At 55.3% G+C, this 22416-nt stretch carries 17 protein-coding genes and 2 pseudogenes; 11 read left to right on the top strand and 8 right to left on the bottom strand.

Annotated features, from left to right (window positions below; all coding sequences use genetic code 11):
* Window positions 1-53 precede the first annotated feature (53 nt).
* A complete protein-coding gene (locus NQ012_RS09995; protein WP_257067467.1) occupies window positions 54-542 on the bottom strand; it encodes a lipoprotein in 489 nt (162 codons plus the stop codon).
* Window positions 543-799: 257 nt separating this feature from the next.
* Window positions 800-1426 (bottom strand): LysE/ArgO family amino acid transporter, encoded by a 627-nt coding sequence (locus NQ012_RS09990; RefSeq protein WP_257067466.1) that lies wholly within the window; start codon window positions 1424-1426, stop codon window positions 800-802.
* Window positions 1427-1596: 170 nt separating this feature from the next.
* Here NQ012_RS09990 and NQ012_RS09985 point away from each other — a divergent pair, with 170 nt between their 5' ends.
* From NQ012_RS09985 to NQ012_RS09970, 4 genes are all read left to right on the top strand, one after another.
* Window positions 1597-2460 carry a cation diffusion facilitator family transporter gene (locus NQ012_RS09985; RefSeq protein ID WP_257067465.1) on the top strand — a complete coding sequence of 288 codons (864 nt, stop codon included), beginning with the start codon at window positions 1597-1599 and terminating at the stop codon, window positions 2458-2460.
* A 125-nt stretch (window positions 2461-2585) separates the two neighbouring features.
* Complete coding sequence (locus NQ012_RS09980) at window positions 2586-3929, top strand: AGE family epimerase/isomerase (RefSeq protein ID WP_257067464.1); 1344 nt, start codon at window positions 2586-2588, stop codon at window positions 3927-3929.
* A 211-nt stretch (window positions 3930-4140) separates the two neighbouring features.
* A complete protein-coding gene (locus tag NQ012_RS09975) occupies window positions 4141-4428 on the top strand; it encodes a hypothetical protein (RefSeq protein ID WP_257067463.1) in 288 nt (95 codons plus the stop codon).
* A gap of 103 nt (window positions 4429-4531) precedes the next feature.
* On the top strand, window positions 4532-5650 hold the full coding sequence (locus tag NQ012_RS09970; RefSeq protein ID WP_257067462.1) for an endonuclease/exonuclease/phosphatase family protein: 1119 nt from the start codon (window positions 4532-4534) through the stop codon (window positions 5648-5650).
* 73 nt (window positions 5651-5723) lie between these two features.
* Here the strand turns inward: NQ012_RS09970 and grcA are convergent, their stop codons facing one another.
* Both grcA and NQ012_RS13090 read right to left on the bottom strand, forming a co-directional pair.
* Window positions 5724-6110, bottom strand: a complete 387-nt coding sequence (grcA, locus tag NQ012_RS09965) for an autonomous glycyl radical cofactor GrcA (RefSeq protein WP_257067461.1) — start codon at window positions 6108-6110, stop codon at window positions 5724-5726.
* A 229-nt stretch (window positions 6111-6339) separates the two neighbouring features.
* A pseudogene (locus NQ012_RS13090) lies at window positions 6340-6480 on the bottom strand (lipoprotein signal peptidase).
* Between the two features lie 53 nt (window positions 6481-6533).
* Between NQ012_RS13090 and NQ012_RS09960 the strand changes: the two are divergent.
* The gene (locus NQ012_RS09960) at window positions 6534-7871 is read left to right on the top strand and encodes an anaerobic C4-dicarboxylate transporter (RefSeq protein ID WP_257067460.1); all 1338 of its coding nucleotides are present in this window, start codon (window positions 6534-6536) and stop codon (window positions 7869-7871) included.
* Window positions 7872-8300: 429 nt separating this feature from the next.
* On the opposite strand, the gene NQ012_RS09955 is transcribed toward NQ012_RS09960, so the two are convergent.
* The 4 genes from NQ012_RS09955 to NQ012_RS09940 all read right to left on the bottom strand — a co-directional run bounded on the left by NQ012_RS09955 (window position 8301) and on the right by NQ012_RS09940 (window position 13791).
* The gene (locus tag NQ012_RS09955) at window positions 8301-9518 is read right to left on the bottom strand and encodes an aspartate kinase (protein ID WP_257067459.1); all 1218 of its coding nucleotides are present in this window, start codon (window positions 9516-9518) and stop codon (window positions 8301-8303) included.
* Between the two features lie 374 nt (window positions 9519-9892).
* Complete coding sequence (gene rep / locus NQ012_RS09950) at window positions 9893-11896, bottom strand: DNA helicase Rep (RefSeq protein WP_257067458.1); 2004 nt, start codon at window positions 11894-11896, stop codon at window positions 9893-9895.
* A gap of 309 nt (window positions 11897-12205) precedes the next feature.
* Window positions 12206-13144, bottom strand: coding sequence for a YheT family hydrolase (locus tag NQ012_RS09945; protein WP_257067457.1), 939 nt, complete (start codon window positions 13142-13144; stop codon window positions 12206-12208).
* Window positions 13141-13791 carry a phosphatase PAP2 family protein gene (locus NQ012_RS09940; RefSeq protein WP_257067456.1) on the bottom strand — a complete coding sequence of 217 codons (651 nt, stop codon included), beginning with the start codon at window positions 13789-13791 and terminating at the stop codon, window positions 13141-13143. Before NQ012_RS09940 ends, NQ012_RS09945 begins: the two co-directional genes overlap by 4 nt.
* 656 nt (window positions 13792-14447) lie before the next feature.
* On the opposite strand from NQ012_RS09940, the gene fdnG reads away from it, so the two are divergent.
* From fdnG to nagZ, 6 genes and pseudogenes are all read left to right on the top strand, one after another.
* On the top strand, window positions 14448-17501 hold the full coding sequence (gene fdnG, locus NQ012_RS09935) for a formate dehydrogenase-N subunit alpha (protein WP_257067455.1): 3054 nt from the start codon (window positions 14448-14450) through the stop codon (window positions 17499-17501).
* 12 nt (window positions 17502-17513) lie between these two features.
* On the top strand, window positions 17514-18428 hold the full coding sequence (fdxH, locus tag NQ012_RS09930) for a formate dehydrogenase subunit beta (RefSeq protein WP_257067454.1): 915 nt from the start codon (window positions 17514-17516) through the stop codon (window positions 18426-18428).
* Entirely contained in the window at window positions 18428-19078 is a 651-nt protein-coding gene (locus tag NQ012_RS09925) for a formate dehydrogenase subunit gamma (RefSeq protein ID WP_257067453.1), read from the top strand. Before fdxH ends, NQ012_RS09925 begins: the two co-directional genes overlap by 1 nt.
* 117 nt (window positions 19079-19195) lie before the next feature.
* Window positions 19196-19384 (top strand): annotated as a pseudogene (locus tag NQ012_RS09920) (methylmalonate-semialdehyde dehydrogenase (CoA acylating)); the annotation flags it as partial.
* 231 nt (window positions 19385-19615) lie between these two features.
* Window positions 19616-21109, top strand: coding sequence for a DegQ family serine endoprotease (locus tag NQ012_RS09915; RefSeq protein WP_257067452.1), 1494 nt, complete (start codon window positions 19616-19618; stop codon window positions 21107-21109).
* Between the two features lie 180 nt (window positions 21110-21289).
* Entirely contained in the window at window positions 21290-22375 is a 1086-nt protein-coding gene (gene nagZ / locus NQ012_RS09910) for a beta-N-acetylhexosaminidase (protein ID WP_257067451.1), read from the top strand.
* Window positions 22376-22416: the final 41 nt, after the last annotated feature.

Genomic DNA, 22416 nt, shown 5'->3' with positions numbered 1-22416 from the left:
TCTTTCAGACGGCCTGTTCCATTGATGCTTGCCATTGGGCAAAAGCCGCCGGATTAATATTTCGCGTTCACCAGCTTGCCGTTTTTGAAAACCTGCTGCTGCATCACGTTGCCGTTGTAGGCATAAGTGGTCAGCGTGCCGTCTTCGGGATGGGCGCGGAAATCCATCAGGCGGTTACGGGGCAGGGTGTAGGGGTCGGTGCGTTTTTGGTTGTTGTCGCTGTAGAAATCCTGCACGATGTATTCGTTGCTGCGTTTGCTGATCAGCTGGCGGTGAAAGCCGCCTTTAACCGATTGGTTACGGGCGTTGCCTTGGGCGTCGAAATAGGTAACGATTTGTTCTTCCACCACGTTTACGCCGTCTTTGGTGTTGCCGCCGGTGCGGGTGCGGTCCAGCCCGACGGGGATATTGATGGAAGTGCCCAAGCCGACATGGCGGCCTATGCTGGTGCCCACACCCACGCCCACCGACATACCGGGCGTGCCTACGGTGCAGGCGCTCAGGGCGGCGGCGAGGGTGGCGGCAAACAGAATGTGTTTCATGGTTTTATCCTTTAATAAACCGGTTAATGCGGCAGACGGTTGAACGGCAACAAGTATATCGGGTTCTGCCCGGCAGGATTGTTATGGTTGGTAAAGTATGAGGGTTCGGCATATCTTTGAATAAATTCATTGTATTGATTTTATATGCTTTTTATATTTTAGCAACTGTGTTGCTGACTGACGAGTCGGTAACACAGTTGCTGAGGCCGTCTGAAACATTTATTTCAGACGGCCTCGGTTTTTTTGGATTTGCCGCGTCAAAACAACAGCGGCAGAGCCTGTTGCAACAAGCCCCAGGCCAGATAAAACATCATGGCGGCAATCAGGCCGTCGAGAATCTGCCACACGCGTTCGCGTCGGAACAGCGGCAGCAGCAGGCGCGCGCCGAAACCGATCGAAACAAACCACAGCGCCGAAGCGGTTACCGAGCCGAGCAGAAACAGTATTTTGCCGGCTTGGCCGAAAGGCGAAGCCGCTCCGCCGATCAATACCACCGTGTCGATATACACATGGGGGTTGAGCAGGGTGAGGGCGAGTGTGGTGGTGGCGGTTTTCAGGGCGGAAACGGCGGCCGGTTTGTCGGTGTTGACCGCCAGATGCCCGCCGCCCTGCCAGGCGCGCTTGGCGTTCATCGCGCCGTAGGCCAGCAGAAACAGGCCGCCCGCCAGCGCCAGCAGCGCCGAAGCGGTGGGGCTGCCCGAGAGCAGGGCGGCGGTGCCGAACACGCCCAGTGCAATCAGCACCACGTCGCACAGCCAGCACAAAAGCACCACCAAGCCCACGTGTTGTTTGAGCAAACCTTGTTTCAAAACAAAGGCGTTTTGTGTGCCGATGGCGACAATCAGGCCGCCGGTGATCATCAGTCCGGTGAGAAAGGGGTGCATAAGGTTTTTTTTGAGAAGGTGGAAAAAAGCGCGTTATTATCGCCGAAACGCCGTTGGTTGGCTATCGGCGCGGCCGGCCGGTTTTCAGACGGCCTTTTGCATATTCAGAAAACCTTAAGCGCAAAGCGTGTACAATCTTTCATCACGGTTTTGAAACAAAGGGACGCTGTATGGAACTTTCGCGCGAACGCTTATTGAAGCTCGCCACATATGCTTCCACTGCCACGGCTTTACTGCTGGTCGGGCTGAAAGCCGCCGCCTGGCTGTTCAGCGGGTCGGTGAGCATTTTGGCGAGTTTTACCGATTCGCTCACCGACCTTGCCGCCAGCGCGCTCAATCTTTTGGCGGTGCGCCTGGCTTTGCAGCCTGCCGACGAAAACCACCCGTTCGGCCACGGTAAGGCCGAAGGCTTGTCGGCATTGGCGCAGTCGGCATTTATCGGCGGCTCGGCGGTGTTTCTGTTTTTAAACGCCTTCGGCCGCCTGATGAAGCCCGAGCCTTTGCAGCATACCGGCTGGGGCGTTGCGGTGATGGTGGTATCGGTGGTGATGACGCTGGCGCTGGTGGCGTTTCAGCGCTATGTGCTCAAACGCACGGCGTCGCAGGCCATCGCCGCCGACCGGCTGCACTATGTTACCGATTTGCTGTCCAATTCGGTGGTGTTGGCGGCGTTGCTGATGGCATCTTACGGCTGGCATTCGGCCGATGCTTGGCTGGCACTGGGTTTGGCGGCCTGGATTCTGAAAAGCGCCTTCGATATCGGCAAAGAAGCGGTCAACACCCTGATGGACAAAGCCTTGCCGCGCGAACAAACCGATGCCGTCCGGGAGGCTGCGCTGAATGTGCCGCAGGTGCGGGGTGTGCACGATCTGAAAACCCGCCAGTCGGGCGCGCAGGTGTTTGTGCAGCTGCATATCGAAGTGAGCGCCGCCGCCAGCCTCGAAGAGGCGCACGAAACGGCCAAAGCGGTGGCGGCCAATATCCGCGCCCTGTTTGAAAACGCAGAAGTGTTGGTGCATACCGACCCGGTGTGAAGCGGATTGTGCACCGTATCAAGGCCGTCTGAAAAAAGATGAACTTATCTCTTTTCAGACGGCCTATTTATAATCAGAGGAAAAATCGAAAACCCGCAACCGTTATCTCAAACAGGAGAAACCGCATGATTACCCCGCTTCACAACCCGCAACACAAACAATGGCTGATCAGGCAGAGCAGGGCGCTGCTGGAGTTTGCCCGCAAATCGAAAGTGCCGTTCGGTTTCGGCTATCTCGACAAACACGGCGAAGTCGATTTGTCGCAACCCGTGCAAACCTGGATCAGCTGCCGCATGACGCATATTTACAGCATCGGCGCGCTGATGGGCATAGAAGGTTGCCGCGAGTTGGCCGAGCACGGCATCAACGCGCTGCTCGAGCATTTTCAAGACCGCGAACACGGCGGCTTTTTCGAAGCGCTCGAGCACCAGCCGGGTGCAGGCGGGCAGGCCGTGCCCACCGAAGCCGGCACACAGAAAACCGCCTATGCCCACGCTTTCGTGCTGTTGGCCGCATCCAGCGGTCTGTTAGCGGGCATCAGGCGGGCAGACGAGCTGTTTGACGCCATCAGCGCGGTTCACGACCGTTATTTTTGGGACGAAGCTGCCGGCAAAATGCGCGAATCGTTTTCGCGCGATTTTTCCGAAAGCGAATCCTATCGCGGCGTAAACGCCAATATGCACACCGTCGAAGCCAGCCTGGCCGCATTCGACGCGCAACTGGCGCTGGGCGTCGCCGCCGACGACGAACGCGCGGCACGCTGGCTCGGGCGCGCCAATTCGATTCTGCAATTCGTGTTCGGCCTTTCCGAACAAAACGCCTACCGCATTCCCGAGCATTTCGACGAAAACTGGAACGTGGTTTGGGATTACAACGAAAACGACAAAGCGCACCAGTTCCGCCCCTACGGCGCCACGGTCGGCCATGCACTCGAATGGGCGCGCTTGGGCTGCCATGCTTTGGTGATGAACCGCAAATACGGCGTGAAAGCCCCGTCCGATTATTCCGCCACCGCCTTCGGCCTGTTCCGCCAGGCACTCAATAATTGGCACGGCGACGGCGCGGCGGGCTTCGTTTATACCACCGATTTCGAAGGCAACCCGATTGTGCGCGACCGTATGCACTGGGTGTTGTGCGAAGGCATAGGCGCGTGCGTGGCGCTGGAGGGCATCAACGCAGGCCACGCCCCGATTGGCGGTTTGGGCGCGGCGCAAGGTTATGTGGAAGCCGAACTCGGCAGCGAATTTTCTTATTGGTACGAAACCTTCACCGCTTATGCCGCGCAATATCTGCTGGAAAGCGAGGGGCGCTGGTATCACCAGCTCGACACCGAAAACCGGCCAGACGAAAGCGTTTGGTCGGGCAAACCCGATATTTACCACGCCTTCCAATGCCTGCTGCTGCCGCTGCTGCCGTTCGGCCATTTCATCACCGCAGCGGTGAAACAGCATCCCGACAGCGTGAAATAAGGGATTGCCGGTTGTTTATTGCCGAAGCTGTATAGTCGGACGACTTACTTGATAACCGTTCCGCCATGCTCGGGCCAAGCACGGGTATGGCGAAGGGGTTTTAAAATGACGGCATGGCTTGCAAAGGATCAGGCCGTCTGAAAACAGGCCGCTTCCGGTTTGTTTGCGGCAGGGTTTATAATCCTGCCTTTATTTTTCAGACGGCCGCATCATGAATAAAGAACTGCTCGGTATCATTTTTCTGCCCGCAGGCGTAATCAGCATGTGTATGGCGGCTTTGTGGCAGATGTATGTGATGATCACCGAAAGCTACACGCTCAACCGCTTCAAAGACAAACAGCTGGTGTGGGTGGTGGCCGCCCTGTTTTTCAGCTTCAGCCTCGCCGTTTACTGGTTTTGCCCGAACGCGCGCAAGAAAGGCATTTTGTTTGTGCTGCTGGGCGGGGGCGGCGCGGTGATGTATGTGTTGGCCAGAATGTGGCTGCCGTTTGGCAAATAAAGATAAAGGCGGAATCCGGCAGGCCGTCTGAAAGTTTCAGACGGCCTGCCGTGTAGGAAACGCTGGCGTTGTTTGTACGTTTCATCCCGTTTTGGTTAGGTTTATGCCCGAGTTTTCATTTACCGACTGGCTGCTGTTCGCCCTGCTGTGCGTGCCGGTTTTGGCCACGCTGCTGCCGCTGGTGAACCACAACCATTGGTCGTTCCGCATTTTCGATTTTCCGCGCCCGCAGATTGCCGCCGTGAGCCTGTTGTGCGTGGTGCTCAACTATGTTTTGCAACAGCACGAGCATTGGCTGTTTGTGGCATTCGAAATATTGAATTTGGGCTGTTTCGCCTACCAGTTGAAAGAAATATCCGCTTATACGCGGTTGTCGAAACCCGAGGTTTTGCGTTATCGCGGCGAAGACAACGGCCGCACCGTGTCGCTGATTACCGCCAATGTTTTAACCGGCAACCGCCGTTCCGGCCTGCTGCTCGGGCAAATCAGCCGCTACCGCCCCGATGTGGTGCTGACGCTGGAGAGCGATGATTGGTGGGAGCGGCAGCTTGCCGTGTTGGAACGGGAGCAGGGCTACGGCTACACGGTGAAGATTCCGCTCGACAATCTTTACGGTATGCACCTATACAGCCGCCTGCCTTTACGGAATGCGGAAGTCCGCCATTGGGTTGCCGAAGATATTCCCTCGATTGCCGCCGAAATGCAGTTGCGCTCGGGCGAATGGATACGCATCTATTGCCTGCACCCGATGCCGCCCAGCCCCACCGAGGCAGACACTTCTACCGACCGCGATGCCGAGCTGTTGCTGGTGGGCAAGGAAATCGCGCAAAACAACCATTCGGTGCTGGTGTTCGGCGATTTGAACGATGTAGCTTGGTCGCGCACTTCACGCCTGTTTCAAAAAATCAGCGGCTTGTTAGACCCGCGCAAAGGGCGCGGGCTGTTTAGCACGTTTCATGCCGGTTACCCGCTGTTCAGATGGCCGCTCGACCATATTTTCCACAGCAGCGATTTTATGATGAGCGAAATCAAAGTTCTGCCCCACATCGGCTCGGACCATTTTCCGGTGTACGGCAAGTTTCAATTTGTACCGGCCGCCGAAGCCGTGCAGGAAAAAGAAGCGGCCGACGCCGAAGAAAAGCAGGAGGCGCGTGAAAAAATCGCCGAGGCGGAGCCGGTTAAGGAGGTTGTTCGGGAAAAATACACCGATAACGGCAGATAGATTTGCAAATAGGTTTGCAAAAATAACAGGCCGTCTGAAAGCGTTTCAGACGGCCTGTTTTGCTGTGTGGAAATTACAGGCTGTTGGTGAAGGTGCGGGTAATCACATCGCGTTGCTGTTCGGGCGTGAGCGAGTTGAAACGCACAGCATAGCCGGAAACACGGATGGTCAGCTGCGGATATTTGTCGGGGTTGGCAACGGCGTCTTCCAGGGTTTCGCGGGTTAACACGTTCACGTTCAAGTGTTGGCCGCCTTCCACTTTCGGGCGGGCGGTGATGTCCACCGGCACTTCTTTGTAGGAAACGTCGCCCAAGGCGGAGAGGGCGGTAACGTCGTCTTCGCGGTATTTGCCGCCTTTAACGCACAGGCAGCGCACTTCTTGGGTTTCGTCGTCCAACAGCCAGAAAGAGTTGAGCAGGTCCGCATCGGTGCTGCGGGTGATTTGGATACCTTTGATCATGGTTTATCCTTTCGTTCAGGGTGGGTGTTGAAAAATTACGTTTTAAGCATTGTATACCCCGTGCCCGAACGGATTTTGACTTAAGTCAACTTACAAAACACTACACCCGACGAATTGAAATGATTTCCATGGGGTGTTTAATACATTGTTTTGCATATTTTATTTGAATTTCGTTCAGACGGCCTGCATAACGACCCCGCTTTTTAAAGCAGTTTCCGGCAATTTGAAACTATGTTACAAATAAGAATTGAGACCTTTGCAAAATCCCCAAATGCGGATGCAGTTCAAGGCGTAGCAGCGCAGCGAGCGCAGACATAATATGGAGTTAGGCAAGCGAGAGGGCAGCACACAACGCAGAAATGCGCCGCAGATGGGGGGGTGCAAAGGTCTCAGTTTAATATTGATTAGATATTCAGGTGGATAATGGACATTTCTTTATTACTGCAACTGGCCGTTTTGCTGGGCGCGATTTTTCTCGGTGTGCGCTTGGGCGGCCTGGCCATCGGCTACACCGGCGGTTTGGGTGTGGCGGTGCTGGCGTTGGCATTGGGCATGGAGCCGGGCAAGGTTCCTTACGACGTGATTCTGATTATTATGGCGGTGATTTCCGCCATCGCCGCGCTGCAACTGGCGGGCGGTTTGGATTACTTGGTGCGCGCCGCCGAACGACTGCTGCGTAGAAACCCGAAAAACATCAACTTCTTGGCGCCTACGGTTACTTATTTTCTCACCATTCTCGCCGGCACGGGGCACACGGCGTTTTCGATGATGCCGGTGATTGTGGAAGTGGCCAAAAGCGAAAACATCCGCCCCAGCGCGCCGTTGAGCATCGCCGTGGTGGCCTCGCAGATTGCCATCACCGCTTCGCCCGTGAGTGCGGCGGTAGTGTTTATGAGCGGCGTGCTCGAGCCTTTGGGGGTGAGCTACCCCAAATTGCTGCTGGTGTGGCTGGTTACCACTTATGCGGCTTGTATGCTGGTGGCGCTGCTGATTAATTTGTTCGGCAATCTGGATTTGTCGAAAAGCAAGGCTTACCAACGGCGTTTGGCCGAAGGTTTGGTGAAGCCGCACAACGTGGGCGAGCGCGGGGAGCTGCCTGAGGGTGCGCGCACATCGGTGTGGATTTTCTTCGGCGGCGTGGTGGCGGTGGTGCTGTATGCCTGCGCGATTTCGCCTGCCGTGGGTTTGATTAAAGAGCCGGTGCTGCCGCGCGACGGTGCGATTATCAGCTTTATGATGATTATTGCCAGCCTGATTGTGATGTGCTGCAAGCTCGATACCGGCAAACTGCTGGATATGAGCACGTTTAAATCGGGCATGGCCGCCTGCGTGTGCGTGCTGGGCGTGGCATGGCTGGGCGACACGTTTGTGAGCGGCCATATCGATGCCGTTAAAGAAACCGCTTCGGCGCTGGTGGGCAATTATCCGTGGTTGTTGGCGGTGGCGCTGTTTTTCGCCAGCATGCTGCTGTATTCACAGGCGGCAACGGCCAAAGCCATTATGCCCGCCGTGATTCTGGCGCTGGGCATCACGCCGGAAAACAATTCGCAAGTGTATATTCTGGTGGCCAGTTTCGCCGCCGTATCGGCCCTGTTTGTGCTGCCTACTTATCCGACCCTGCTCGGTGCGGTGCAGATGGACGACACCGGCAGCACGCGCATCGGCCGTTTCGTGTTCAACCACTCGTTTCTGATTCCCGGCGTATTGGCGATTGTGTTTGCCGTGGCTTTGGGTTTTGTGGTGGCACCGTTGGTGCTGTAACCGGATAGGGCGGAAAGGCTGTCTGAAATACACCCCATTCACGTTATATTCGGGCTTGACCCGCGCATCTTTTTATTGCGAAAGAAAGAACAGATGCCAGGGTCAAACCCGGGCATGACGCAGATGTTTTAATATGTGGTATGAATCTTTCAAAGAGTTTATGTACGAACAGAAAGGCCGAGGCCTTTGCAAAATTCGTTTAGGCCGTCTGAAATATTCAACCATCGTCATTCCCGCGTAGGCGGGAATCCAGTCGTTTTTTTATAAGTTATTGAAATAAAATACTTGATAGTTTTAAGGCTGGATTCCCGCCTACGCGGGAATGACGGAATCTAAGCATTTCAGACGGCTTCAAGGTATTTTTGCAAAGGTCTCAGGCCGTCTGAAAATATTTCAGACGGCCTTTTGACATTAAAATCAAGCTGTAAATCAAGCCAGTTCGAATGCTTTGTGCAGCACGCGGGTGGCCAGCTCCATGTATTTTTCGTCGATCAACACGGAAACTTTGATTTCGGAAGTGGAAATCATCTGGATATTGATGCCTTCTTCGGCCAGCGTGCGGAACATTTTCGAGGCCACGCCCACATGCGAGCGCATACCCAAACCCACGATGGAAACTTTGCACACGGTGTCGTCGCCGTCGATTTCGGTGGCGCCGAGGCTGTCTTTCAAGCCGTTGAGAGATTCCAAAACAGGTTTGTAGTCGCCGCGCGGTACGGTGAACGAGAAGTCGGTGGTGCCTTCGGCACCTACATTTTGGATAATCATATCCACTTCTACGTTGGCGGCGGCCACTGCGCCTAAAATCTGATAGGCCACGCCGGGTTTGTCGGGCACGCCGCGCACGTTGATGCGGGCTTGGTTTTTATCGAATGCGATACCGGATACGGCAGCTCTTTCCATGTTGTTGTCCTCTTCAAAGGTAATTAATGTACCGTTGCCGCCTTCCTGAAGGCTGCTCAATACGCGCAGGCGCACTTTGTATTTGCCGGCGAATTCCACCGAACGGATTTGTAAAACTTTCGAGCCTAAGCTCGCCAGCTCGAGCATTTCTTCGAACGTGATGGTGTCGAGGCGGCGGGCTTCGGGCACCACGCGCGGGTCGGTGGTGTACACGCCGTCGACGTCGGTGTAAATCTGGCACTCGTCGGCTTTGAGGGCGGCGGCCAATGCAACGGCCGAGGTGTCGGAGCCGCCGCGGCCGAGGGTGGTGATGTCGCCTTTGCCGTTAATGCCTTGGAAACCGGCCACGATAACCACACGGCCTTCTTTCAAATCGGCGCGCATGGCGGCATCGTCGATATCTTCGATACGGGCTTTGGTGTGCGACGCGTCGGTTTTCACCGCCACCTGCCAGCCGGTGTAGCTTTTGGCCGGCACGCCGATGTCTTTTAAGGCCATCGCCAAAAGGCCGATGGTAACTTGTTCGCCGGTTGCCAGCACCACGTCGAGTTCGCGCGGGTCGGGCAGGTCTTGCATTTCGTGAGCCAATGCCACCAAACGGTTGGTTTCGCCGCTCATGGCGGACACTACCACAACAACGTCGTGCCCTTCGGCGCGGGTTTTGGCAACACGTTTGGCTACGTTTTTGATGCGTTCGGCGGAACCTACCGAGGTGCCGCCGTATTTTTGTACGATTAACGCCATTTTTTCGTGCTTTCTTGATTGGGATTTAGAGGTGCAACGGCAGAATCGTTGCGGTTTGGAAAATGTGTAACATTATTACCTATTTTTACGCCCGAAAACAAGGCTGCGGGCATGATTAATCGGTGTTTTGTGGTGCGGCCGCCGCTTGTTTTGACACGTGTCAAAACAGGGCAGGCCGTCTGAAATGTTTCAGACGGCCTGTCCTGCTTTGCAAAATACCTTTAAATATCTTAAATCCTCTGCGTCATGTTCGTGCTCAACCCGAGCATCTTTTTGTTTCATAAAGAATATATAGATACTCGGGTCAAGCCCGAGTATGACGAGATAAAAATATTTTCAGGAGTGGGCAGGATTTTTGCAAAGGTCTCGACCAGTTATTCTTTTTTGGCCTTAGCCGCCAGCATGGCCTGCAATCCGGCCAGATTGCTTCTGCCTTCTTCTTTGCTCACGATGGGGTCGCCGCCTTTGCGGCCCAAGATTTTCAAGTCTTCCTGCGGCATTTCGTCGATAAAGCGGCTGGGTTCGGGAAACTGCCAGGTGCCCTGGCGTTTGCGCTTGATGCAGTGGGTGAGCGTGAGCTGGCGTTTGGCGCGGGTGATGCCCACATACATCAGCCGCCGCTCTTCTTCGACGTTGCTCTCTTCGATGCTGTCGGCGTGCGGCAGCATGCCTTCTTCGCAGCCCACCAAAAACACATACGGATATTCCAGCCCTTTGGAGGCGTGCAGGGTGGAGAGTTTCACCGCGTCGGCTTCTTCTTCGTTTTTGCCTTCCAACAGCGTCATCAGCGCGATGGTTTGGGCGATTTCGATGATGTTTTTGCCGTCTTGTTCGCCTTTTTTCGCCAGCCAGCCGGTTAGGTCGCACACGTTGCGCCATTTGATTTCGCCGGCCTTGCCTTCTTCGCTGTTCAACAGGTGCGCTTCGTAGCCGATGTCGGCAAGCAGGTTGTTGATCAATTCGCCGGCATCGTCGTGTTCGGCGCGGGCGCGGTAGTTTTCCATCAGCGTCATAAACTGGTGCAGATGTTCGCGGTTGGCGGCGGCAAGTGCGGACTGTGCCTCTTCGTTTAAGGCCGCTTCATAAAGGCTGCACCCGTGCTGTTGGGCATGGGCGTTGAGCTTGCCCAGCGTGGCCTCGCCGATGCCGCGTTTGGGCGTGGTGGCGGCACGCAGGAAGGCGGGATCGTCGCTGGGGTTGGCTAAAAGGCGGATATAGGCGAGCACGTCTTTGATTTCGGCTTTATCGAAAAAACTCTGCCCGCCGGATAGCTGATAAGGCACGCGCGCGCTGCGCAGGGCTTCTTCAAACACGCGCGCCTGATGGTTGCCGCGGTAGAGTACGGCGAAATCGGCATAGCGGGTTTTGTCGCCGCCCACCAGCTTTTGTTTCACAATCTGCCCCACCACCCATTCGGCTTCGTGCTGTTCGTGCTGGCAGGCCACGATTTTGATGTGTTCGCCCATGCCGAACTGCGACCACAAGGTTTTTTTAAACAGTTTGGGGTTGTTTTCAATCACTTTGTTGGCCACTTTGAGAATCCGCGCGGTCGAGCGGTAATTCTGCTCGAGCTTGATCACTTTCATCTGCGGATAGTCGGCCTGCATTTGGCGCAGGTTTTCCATATTGGCGCCGCGCCAGGCATAGATGGATTGGTCGTCGTCGCCCACGGCGGTAAACATGCCTTCGGCGCCGGTTAAGAGTTTCATTAAGGTGTATTGGCAGGCGTTGGTGTCTTGGCATTCGTCCACCAGCAGATAGCGCAGGCGAAGCTGCCATTTGTGGCGCACTTCGCTGTTTTGCTGCAACAGCAGGGCAGGCAGGCGGATTAGGTCGTCGAAATCCACCGCCTGATAATGCTCCAGCGTGGCCTGATAGCCGGCGTAAACGGCGGCCATTTGCCTGTCCCATTCGTTTGAGGCCGTCTGAACAATGTCTTCGGGTGTTTTCAAATCGTTTTTCCACAACGAAATCTGGTGTTGGGTTTTGTATAAGGCTTCTTTGCCGGTGCCGCCCAATAATTCGTTGAGGATTTTGGTGCTGTCGGTGCCGTCGAGTATCGAAAAATTCTTTTTATAGCCGATGTGCGGCGCTTCTTCGCGCAGAATGCGCATACCGAGCGAGTGGAAAGTGCAGATGGTTAACCCGCGCGTGTGCTTTTTCGGCAGCATCTTGCCCACGCGCTCCTGCATTTCGCGGGCGGCTTTGTTGGTGAACGTGATGGCCGCCACATGATGCGGCGCATAGCCTACGTCGGTAATCAGATGCTTGATTTTTTGGGTAATCACGCCGGTTTTACCGCTGCCCGCACCCGCCAGCACAAGCAGCGGTCCGCCGAGATACTTTACTGCCTGAAGTTGCTGGGGGTTGAGTTTCATGGAAGATGGGCCGTCTGAAAAAAGAGGCGGGATTATAACATTGCACGGAAACCTTGAAGGCCGTCTGAAAGTTTTCAGACGGCCTGAGAATTTTGCAAAATTTGTTGGGATTGCCTGAAATGCCTTTTCTTCGTTATTCCCGCGCAGGCGGGAATCCAGATGGTAAAGTTAAAGTATTGATTAAACAAACACTTGAATGTAAACGTCTGGATTCCCGCCTGCGCGGGAATAACGGATTAAAACGTTTCAGACGGCCTTTTAAGGCATTTTTGCAAAGGTTGCGGCCTTTGTGTTTGTTCGGCATAACGGCTAGGCGTTTTGCTCGAAATAGCTTAAAACCGTTTGCGGCATCCAATCGAGGCTGCCTCTGCCGCTACCGCTCACAAAGGCGCAATGCCCGCCGCAGGCGGGTTGCAGCAGGGTAACCTGCGGGGAAACTTGGGCGGCGTTTGGCAGGGCGGACGGCGGCAGAAAGGGGTCGTTGACAGCGTTCAGCAGCAGGGTGGGCACGGCGATGTGCGGCAGCAGCGGCTTGCTGGAGGCGCGGCGGTAATAGTCGTGCCGGTCGGCGAAGCCGTGCAGCGGGGCGGTAAAGGCGTCGTCGAAATCGCCCAGCGTTTTGCAGCGGTTCAGCAGGTCGGTGTGAAAGCTGGTGGCGCGGGCTTTGGGCAGCAGCGAGTCGAGAAAATAGCGGGTGTAGAGCAGGCGGGTCAGGCCGCGATCGAAGCGGGAGCCGGCGGCGGTTAAATCGACGGGGGCGGAAACCACGGCGGCGGCCTGAGGTATGGCTAAGCGGCCTTGCTCGCCCAGATATTTGGCTAGTGCGTTGCCGCCGAGCGATACGCCTGCGGCGTAGATTTTGGAATAGCGTTTGGCCAGAGTGGCGAGCATAAAGCCGATTTCGGGGCTGTCGCCCGAGTGGTAAAACACGGGGGCTGTGTTGGGTACGCCGCCGCAACTGCGGAAATGCGCCACCACGCCGTGCCAGCCTTTGGCCTGAACCGCCTGCATCAGCGCCACGGCGTAATGGCTGCGGCTGCTGCCTTCCAAACCGTGAAACAGCACCACCAGCGGGGCATCGGGGTTGGGGCTGTCGATAAAGTCGTAGGCGGTTAGGGTTTGGCCGGTGCTGTCGGGCAAGAGTTCGCGGCGGTAGGCGGGCGGCGGCTGTTGCAGGGTTTTGGCATAAAGGGTTTCGATATTGCCGTTACGCAGCCAGCGGGGCGTGTGCAGCGGGGGCAGGTTCATGATGGTTTTCCGGGGAGCTTGCGGAATAAAACGAGATAGAGGCCGATAACGGTGCTGGTGCCGGTTATCCAGCCGACCAACACGTCGGTGGGGTAGTGTACGCCCAAAACCATGCGCGACAAACCCATCAGCAGGGCAAAAGTTACGGCAGCGGCGATAATCGGCACGCGGCGCGGCGACTGCCAGTAAATCAACACCACCATGGTGGCGAAAGCGGCGGCAAAGGTGCTGTGGCCGCTGGGAAAGGAAGCGTTGGTTTCTTCGATGATGCGCGGCCAAAATTCGGGGCGGGGGCGGTTGAAAAACTGTTTGGCGGCGAACATCAGGGCGGTGGGCAGGGCGGCCGCGAGCAGGGCGAACACGGCATAGCCGCGCTGTTTGCGGAAAAACAGCCAAACCGCAAACAAAATAACCAGCAGCGCGGCAACGGTGGTTTTGCCGATATGGTGCAACACAACCGCCACGGGCGTAAATGCGCTGCCGATGTTGTGGTGCAGCCACAACATAAAGGGCTGTTCGAAATAGAAGCGGTCTTTATCCCAAACGTCTTCGGCAATGAATCCGGCAATCACCAACGGAATCAGGATGCCGAAGAAGAGCAGCAGTAATAAGGGCAGGGAGGGGCGGTAGGCGCGTAATGGCAGCATAAAGGAATAACAGGCCGTCTGAAAAGGCCGTATTGTATAGATTGGCTGCGGTTTTGGGCAAACTGCGGTTGCGGGCGGGATAGGGCAGGTTAATAACGGTTGGCGGTTCTTGCAGAAAGGGAAATGTGAATATGGGTTAAATTTGGTTTACCCTTTTAATTGTATTGATTTATTTTCCTATTTATTGATGATAACCATTGTAATTTTCAGAGTGGAAAGTTAAGTAAAGGTAAAGAAATGTTATGAATTTGTTGGTATGATAGCACCTGATTTTTACAACAACGACAAACCGCTGTTTGCACCAAGCGCGGCGGCCCGCATGATACGGAGATTCTTATGTCTGTTTTCTTTCTGCAAATCATCATTCTGATAGGCTGTGCATCGCTGGTTACTTTGGCTGCGTTGTGGCTGGCCGAACGGGATTCTTTTTAATTAAACTATTAATGTTTTTTGAGGCCGTCTAAACAATCCGTTTCAGACGGCCTCTGCCGTTGCAGACGTTCAAAATAAAATAGACGGCTGCGATTCAAATGGCTTACAATCCGCTACATCAAACCACACAACAAAACACTACAACCAAAGTAGTAGATAACGAAAGCAGTAGCAGAATAAAAAGGCCGTCTGAAAAAAAGGCGGCCGGCCAAAAGGAACACAACATGAAAGTAACCAGACGGCAGTTTTTCAAAGTAACCGCTGCCGGCGCAGGTGCGTCGGGCTTGGCGGTAATGGGCATGATGCCTGCCAATGCGTGGGCGGAAGTGCGCCAATATAAGCTGACCCGCGCCACTGAAACCCGCAACAACTGTACCTATTGCTCGGTGGGCTGCGGCACATTGCTTTACAGCTTGGGCGACGGCGCCAAAAACGCCAAAAAGAAAATTTTCCACATCGAAGGCGACCCCGACCATCCGGTCAGCCGCGGTTCGCTCTGCCCCAAAGGCGCATCGCTGGTGGATTTCGTCAACAGCCCCAACCGCGTGCTTTACCCCGAGGTGCGCGAGCCGGGCACCAACGAATGGAAACGCATTTCCTGGCACGACGCGCTCACCCGCATCGCCCGCCACATCAAGGCCGACCGTGATGCCAACCTGATTGTGCAAAACGAAAACGGCGTTCCCGTACACCGTCTGCCCACATTGGGTATGCTGACGGCTTCCGCTTCTTCCAACGAAACCGGCATTCTCACGCAAAAATGGATGCGCTCGCTGGGCATCGTCGCCACCGACGCGCAGGCCCGCGTCTGCCACGGCCCCACCGTGTCCGCGCTGGCTTCCACTTTCGGCCGCGGGGCGATGACCAACACTTTCGTCGATATCCAACATGCCGATTTCATTATGGTGATGGGCGGTAATGCCGCCGAAGCCCACCCCGTCGGCTTTAAGTGGGTAATCGAGGCGAAAAAGAAAAAAGGTACCAAGCTGTTTGTGGTCGACCCGCGCTTTAACCGTACCGCAGCCGTGGCAGATTTCTACGCTCCCATCCGCTCGGGTAGCGACATCGCCTTTTTGGGTGCATTAATCAATTGGCTGATTGAAAACAATAAAATCCAGTGGGAATACGTTAAAGCCTATACAAATGCTAGCTTTATCGTGGCCGAAGGCTTCGATTTCGACGAAGGTATGTTTTCGGGCTATGAAGAGTCTAAGAAAAAATACGACAACGAAACCTGGTATTACGAACTGGATGCCGACGGTTATGCCAAAACCGACCCTACGTTGGAACACCCCCGCAGCGTGTGGCAGCTGCTGAAAAAGCATTATTCGCGCTACACGCTCGATATGATGACCACCATCTGCGGAACTTCAAAAGAAGATTTCCTCAAAGTGGCCGAAGCATGGGGCGAAACGGCCGCACCAAACAAAGCGGGCACCATTCTCTACGCGCTGGGCTGGACGCAGCACACCACCGGCAGCCAGATTATCCGCACCATGGCGATGGTCCAATTATTGCTGGGCAATATCGGTATGGCGGGCGGCGGCGTGAATGCTCTGCGCGGCCACTCCAATATCCAAGGTTTGTCGGATTTGGGCCTGCTCTCCACCATGCTGCCGGGCTATCTGGTTTTGCCCAACGAAACTAACCACCCGACCTTTGCCGATTATTTGGAAAAGCAAACCCCCAAAGCATTGCAACCCGGCCAGATGAACTACTGGCAGAATACGCCCGCATTTTTCGTGAGTTTTTTGAAGTGGATGTATGGCGACAACGCCACCAAAGAAAACAATTGGGGCTACGATTGGCTGCCCAAGTGGGACAAGATGTATGACATTATGCAGCTGATAGAGCTGATGTATCAGGGCAAGGTAAACGGCCTGTTGGTGCAGGGCTTCAACGCGCAGGGTTCGTTCCCCGACACGCACCGCGTAACCGAGGCGTTTTCCAAGCTGAAATACATGGTGGTGATGGATCCGCTCGATACCGAAACCGCCACTTTCTGGCAAAGCCACGGCGAAGCGCACGATGTCGATCCCGCCAAAATCCAAACCGAAGTGTTCCGCCTGCCTACGCCGTGTTTTGCCGAAGAATCGGGTTCGATTGTGAACTCTTCGCGCTGGCTGCAATGGCACCACCCGGGTGCCGAGCCGCCCGGTGAAGCGTTGCCCGACTTGGATATTTTGGGCGAACTGCACCTGTTGCTTAAAGAAATGTATGAAAAAGAGGGTGGCACCGCGCCCGAGCCGATTACCAAACTTTCTTGGAAATACGCCAAACCGCACGCGCCTACGCCCGAAGAAATGGCAAAAGAATCAAACGGTTATGCGCTGGCAGACATCAAAGACAAAGACGGCAACGTTATCCGTAAAAAAGGCGAGCTGCTCGACGGTTTCGCCCAATTGCGCGACGACGGCACCACCGAGTGCGCCACCTGGATTTTCTCAGGCTCGTGGACGCAGCAGGGCAACCAGATGGACCGCCGCGACAACACCGATTCCGGTTTGGGCAATACGCCCAAATGGGCATGGGCTTGGCCTGCCAACCGCCGCATTCTCTATAACCGCGCCTCATGCGACCCCGGCGGTAAACCGTGGGATCCGAACCGTGTGCTGATTCATTGGGACGGTAGCAAATGGACGGGTGCCGACGTGGCTGATTTCAAAGCCGATGCCGCGCCGGACTCCGGCATGAACCCGTTTATTATGAACGAAGAAGGCGTGGGCCGTTTATTCTGCGCCCGCAAATTGGTGGACGGCCCGTTCCCCGAACACTACGAGCCGCTCGAATCGCCCATCGGCACCAACCCGCTGCACCCGAAAGTGGTGCAGGCACCCGCCATACGCCTGTTTGACAGCGTGAAAGAACGCATCGGCACGCATGAAGAATTCCCTTATGTCGGCACCACCTACCGCCTGACCGAGCATTTCCAATTCTGGACCAAATCGGTGAAGCTGCTGATGATTGCCCAACCCCAGCAGTTTATCGAAATCAGCGAAGAGCTGGCGAAAGAGAAAGGTATTCAGAAGGGCGATTGGGTGAAAGTCAGCTCTAAACGCGCATGGATTAAAGCCAAAGCCGTAGTTACCAAACGCATGAAACCGCTTACCATCAACGGCAAAACCGTGTATCAGGTAGGCATTCCGCTGCACGGCGGTTGGGTGAACGTATCGGGCGAGCAGCAGTTTTTGGTGAATTCGCTCACGCCTTTCGTTGGCGACTGCAATACCCAAACGCCCGAATACAAAACCTTTTTGGTTAACATAGAAAAAGCATAAGGAACGGAAAACATGGCTCTGCAATCATTAGACATTAAACGCCGTTCCGCCACGGCCGAAATCACGCCGCCGCCGGGCGTGCGCCGTCCGACGGAGGTGGCCAAGCTGATTGACGTTACCACCTGCATCGGCTGTAAAGCCTGCCAAGTGGCCTGTTCGGAATGGAACGATATCCGCGACGACATCGGCATCAACCACGGCGTGTACGATAACCCGATTGATTTGACCGCCAAAAGCTGGACGGTGATGCGGTTTTCGGAAGTGGAAGAAAACGGCAAGCTGGAATGGCTGATCCGCAAAGACGGCTGTATGCACTGCGCAGATCCCGGCTGCCTGAAAGCCTGTCCTTCGCCCGGCGCGATTATCCAGTATCACAACGGTATTGTGGATTTCCACGAAGAAAACTGCATTGGCTGCGGCTACTGCATTTCGGGTTGTCCGTTTAACATTCCGCGCATCAACAAACAGGACAACCGCGCCTATAAGTGCACATTGTGTTCCGACCGTGTGGCCGTCGGCCAAGAGCCTGCCTGCGTGAAAACCTGCCCTACAGGTGCGATTCAGTTCGGTGCCAAGGAAGACATGAAACAGGTGGCGCAGGAGCGCATCAAAGATTTGAACAACCGCGGTTATAAAAACGCCGGCCTGTACGATCCCGAAGGCGTAGGCGGCACACATGTGATGTATGTGCTGCACCATGCCGACAAACCCGAGCTTTACCACGGCCTGCCGAATAATCCGGCCATCAGCACCACCGTAAAACTGTGGAAAGGCCTGCTCAAGCCGTTGGCCACCATCGGCATTGCCGCCGCCACCTTAACCGGATTCTTCCACTACATTACCGTAGGCCCCAGCAAAGCCGAGGAGGAAGGCCCCGAGGTAATCGGCAAAGACGGTAAAACCCTGCATGGCGAGGAGGATGCATAATGAAAGAAAAACTGATTCAGCGCTATAACCGCAGCGAACGTATCAACCACTGGATTGTGGCCATTTGCTTCGTGCTGCTGGCAATTTCCGGTTTGGCGTTTTTCTATCCCGCCTTTTTCTGGCTGACCGGCGTATTCGGTACCCCTCAATTGGCACGGATTATCCATCCGTTCGTAGGCGTGGTAATGTTTATCGGCTTCTTCGTGCAGTTTTTCCGCTATTGGAAATACAACTTTATCGATAAAGAAGACGTAAAGTGGATGAAATCTGTAGGCACCGTGCTCAAAGGGCATGAAGTGGGTGATACGGGTAAATACAACGGCGGTCAAAAAGGCATGTTTTGGCTGATGACCGGCTGCATGATTGTTTTACTGTGCACCGGTATCATCGCGTGGCGCCCGTATTTCGCCGAATTGTTCCCGATTCCTGTTATCCGTTTGGCTTTGCTGTTTCACGCATGGGCGGCCTTGATTCTAATTGCCGGCATCATCGTACACGTTTATGCCGCCTTCTGGGTTAAAGGCACGATACGCGCGATGGTGGAGGGCGTGGTTACCCAAATGTGGGCGAAAAAACACCACCCGCGCTGGTATCGCGAAGTGATGGCAAAAAACGAACAAGCACAAAAAGCGGGTAAAAAACCGGAGTAATTTCCCGTTGAGTTTGGGTTTTAGAGTAAAACAAAGCCTTCCTGTGTCGGAAGGCTTTGTCGTTGGAACAGGTTGGGTTATTTACACTTTCTATGTCAAACAGCTTTTATTTTCTGAGATATCCCGCTGCCCGTGCCGGTGGTTTACCACAGCTTCGGCGGCTGGAAGCAGTCGATGTTTGGCGATTTGGGCACCTACGGCCCCGACGGTACCCGTTTCTACACCCGCCGCAAAACCGTTACCCAACGCTGGCCGGCTTCCGAAGTGCGCGACGGCGCGGTGTTCTCCATGCCCACTTTAGGCTGAACCGCTGCCACGTGGCCGTAGGCCGCAATTAATATAATGTAACAGGCCGTCTGAAAAAACGGGTTCTGCACAACAAACGCAGCTGCCGTTGTTTTCAGACGGCCTTCCGATAAGGCCGTTTCGGGCAGGTAAAATAAAGGGGGCAGCATCGCAACCGCCGTGCAGAAGCGGCCGTTTTCGTTTACAATCCGCCTATCCAAACCCAACGGAACAGTTTTAAGAGGAAACGCCGTGAACACAACGCCAAAATACATCGCCTTGCTGACGGCTTCGGCCTTGGCTTTGAGCGGCTGCGACAAAATCGACAGCTTTTTCGGTAAAGACGGAAAGCCGCAAGACGATTTGGTGCAGAAAGTAGAAACCAAAACCGATGACGGCAAGGTGCAGATGCTGTTGCCCGACTTTACCAAGCTGGTGGAGCAGGAAGGACAAACAGTTGTCAATATCCAAGCCACCAAAGCGCCGGCGAGCAGGCAAAACAGCGATAACGGTATGGATTTGAACCAGTTTCCCGACAACGATCCGTTTTACGAGTTTTTCAAACGCCTCGTGCCCAATATGCCCGAAATGCCGGAGCAGGACGACGAGGGCGAGTTGAATTTCGGTTCGGGTTTCATCATCAGCCCCGACGGCTATATCCTCACCAACACGCATGTGGTGGCCGGCATGGCCAACATCAAAGTGGTGTTGAACGACAAACGCGAATATCCGGCCAAATTAATCGGTTCCGACCAGCAGTCCGACGTTGCCTTGCTGAAAATCGACGCCGCCGACCTGCCGGTGATTAAAGTGGGCAACGCCAAAGATTTGAAACCGGGCGAATGGGTGGCCGCCATCGGTGCACCGTTCGGCTTCGATAACAGCGTTACCGCAGGCATTGTGTCGGCCAAAGGCCGCAGCCTGCCCAACGAAAACTACACGCCGTTTATCCAAACCGATGTGGCCATCAACCCCGGCAATTCGGGCGGCCCGCTGTTTAACCTGCGCGGGCAGGTGGTGGGCATCAACTCGCAGATTTACAGCCGCAGCGGCGGTTTTATGGGCATTTCGTTCGCCATTCCGATTGATGTGGCCATGAACGTAGCCGAGCAGCTGAAAACCACCGGCAAAGTGCAGCGCGGCCAATTGGGCGTGATTATTCAGGAAGTTTCCTATGATCTGGCCAAATCGTTCGGCCTCGACAAAGCTTCCGGCGCCCTGATTGCCCGTGTGCTGCCCGGCAGTCCGGCGCAACGTGCGGGCTTGCAGGTGGGCGACATCGTGCGCAGTGTGAACGGCGAAGAAGTGCGCCAATCGAGCGATTTGCCCGTGATGGTGGGTGCGATGGCGCCGGGCAAAGAAGTTACCCTCGGCGTGTGGCGCAAAGGCAAAGAAAGCACGGTGAAAGTGCAGCTCGGTGCCAACGGCCAGGATACCGAAATGAGCGAGGAGCAGGCGTCCGACCCGTCATACACGCCCGAAGGCCAAACCTTTACCATTGAAAACACGGGCTTAACCCTGCAAACGCGCTCGGCCAACAACGGCAAACGGTTGGTGGTGGTAAAAGCCGAAGGTGCCGCCCAGCGCGCCGGCCTGAAGCGCGGTGACGAAATTCTGGCGGTGAGCCAAATCAATGTGGAAGATGAATCCACATTCCGCAGCGCGTTGGAGAGCACCGGCAAAACCGTGCCCCTGCTGGTGCAGCGCAACGGCAGTACGCTGTTTTTGGCGTTAAACCTGCAATAAGCCGGCACATTTGTTTTCAGACGGCCTCAATGCAGCAGGCCGTCTGAAACGTTTCCGGCCGTCAGGTATATTTCTGTAGCCTTAAACCACATCTGCCCGCGGCGGCTTTGCCAAAACTTTGAGGCCGTCTGAAAACTGCGGCAGCCCGAACCGATTTACCTTATCTTTTATGAGATTAGTATGACCCAACCCGTTATTCCGCGTGGCCCGGTAATGGCCGATGTACACGCTTTCCGCCTTAGCAAAGAAGAAAAGCAACGCTTGCTCGACCCGGCAGTGGGCGGCGTGATTCTGTTCCGCCGCAATTTTGAAAATATCGAGCAGCTCAAAGCCTTGGTCGGCGAAATCAAAGCCCTGCGTTCGCCCGAGCTGGTGATTGCCGTCGACCACGAAGGCGGGCGCGTGCAGCGTTTTATCAACGGCTTTACCCGCCTGCCCGCGATGGACGCACTCGGTGCGGTTTGGGACAGCGAAGGCCCCGAAGCGGCCAAAGCGCGCGCGGAGCAGGTAGGTTGGGTGTTGGCCGCCGAATTGAGCGCGTGCGGCATCGACTTATCGTTTACACCCGTACTCGATTTGAACTGGGGGCAGTGTGCCGTTATCGGCAACCGCAGCTTCCACTGTGATGCTGGAGTGGTGGCCGAGCTGGCGCTGGCGCTGCAAAAAGGCTTGAACCGCGGCGGCATGAAATCGTGCGGCAAACATTTTCCCGGCCACGGCTTCGTAGAAGGCGACAGCCACCATGTGCTGCCGCAAGACGACCGCACGCTGGCAGAATTGGAAGCCGCCGATATATTGCCGTTTAAAAAAATGAGTGCCGCCGGCATGGCCGCCGTGATGCCCGCGCACGTGGTGTATCCGCAGGTTGATGGCTTGCCCGCAGGTTTTTCCGCCAAATGGCTGAAAGAAATTCTACGCCGGGAAATCGGCTTTAACGGTGTGATTTTTTCAGACGACCTCACCATGGAAGGCGCGGTGGGTGCAGGCGGTATCAAAGACCGCGCCCGTTTGTCGTTTGATGCGGGCTGCGACATCGTGCTGGTGTGCAACCGGCCGGATTTGGTTGACGAATTGCGCGAAGGCTTCGTTATCCCCGCCAATCCCGATTTGGCCGCACGCTGGCAATATATGGCGAACACTTTGAGCACCGAAGAAGCCGCCGCCGTGATGCAGACACCCGAATTTAAAGCCGCGCAACTGGCCACCGCGCAACTGGCCACGCCGAAAGACATTGAAGGCGGCGTGAAAGTGGGCGAGGCGTTTTAGGGCGTGTCGTCAAAAGGCTTGTGAGGCGGATTTTTGAGGAA

Origin of the sequence: Neisseria dentiae (genome assembly GCF_024580525.1) — a bacterium.
Taxonomy (GTDB): domain Bacteria; phylum Pseudomonadota; class Gammaproteobacteria; order Burkholderiales; family Neisseriaceae; genus Neisseria; species Neisseria dentiae_A.
The sequence above is the reverse complement of the archived record's forward strand: the minus strand, read 5'-3'. Positions and strand labels throughout refer to the sequence as shown.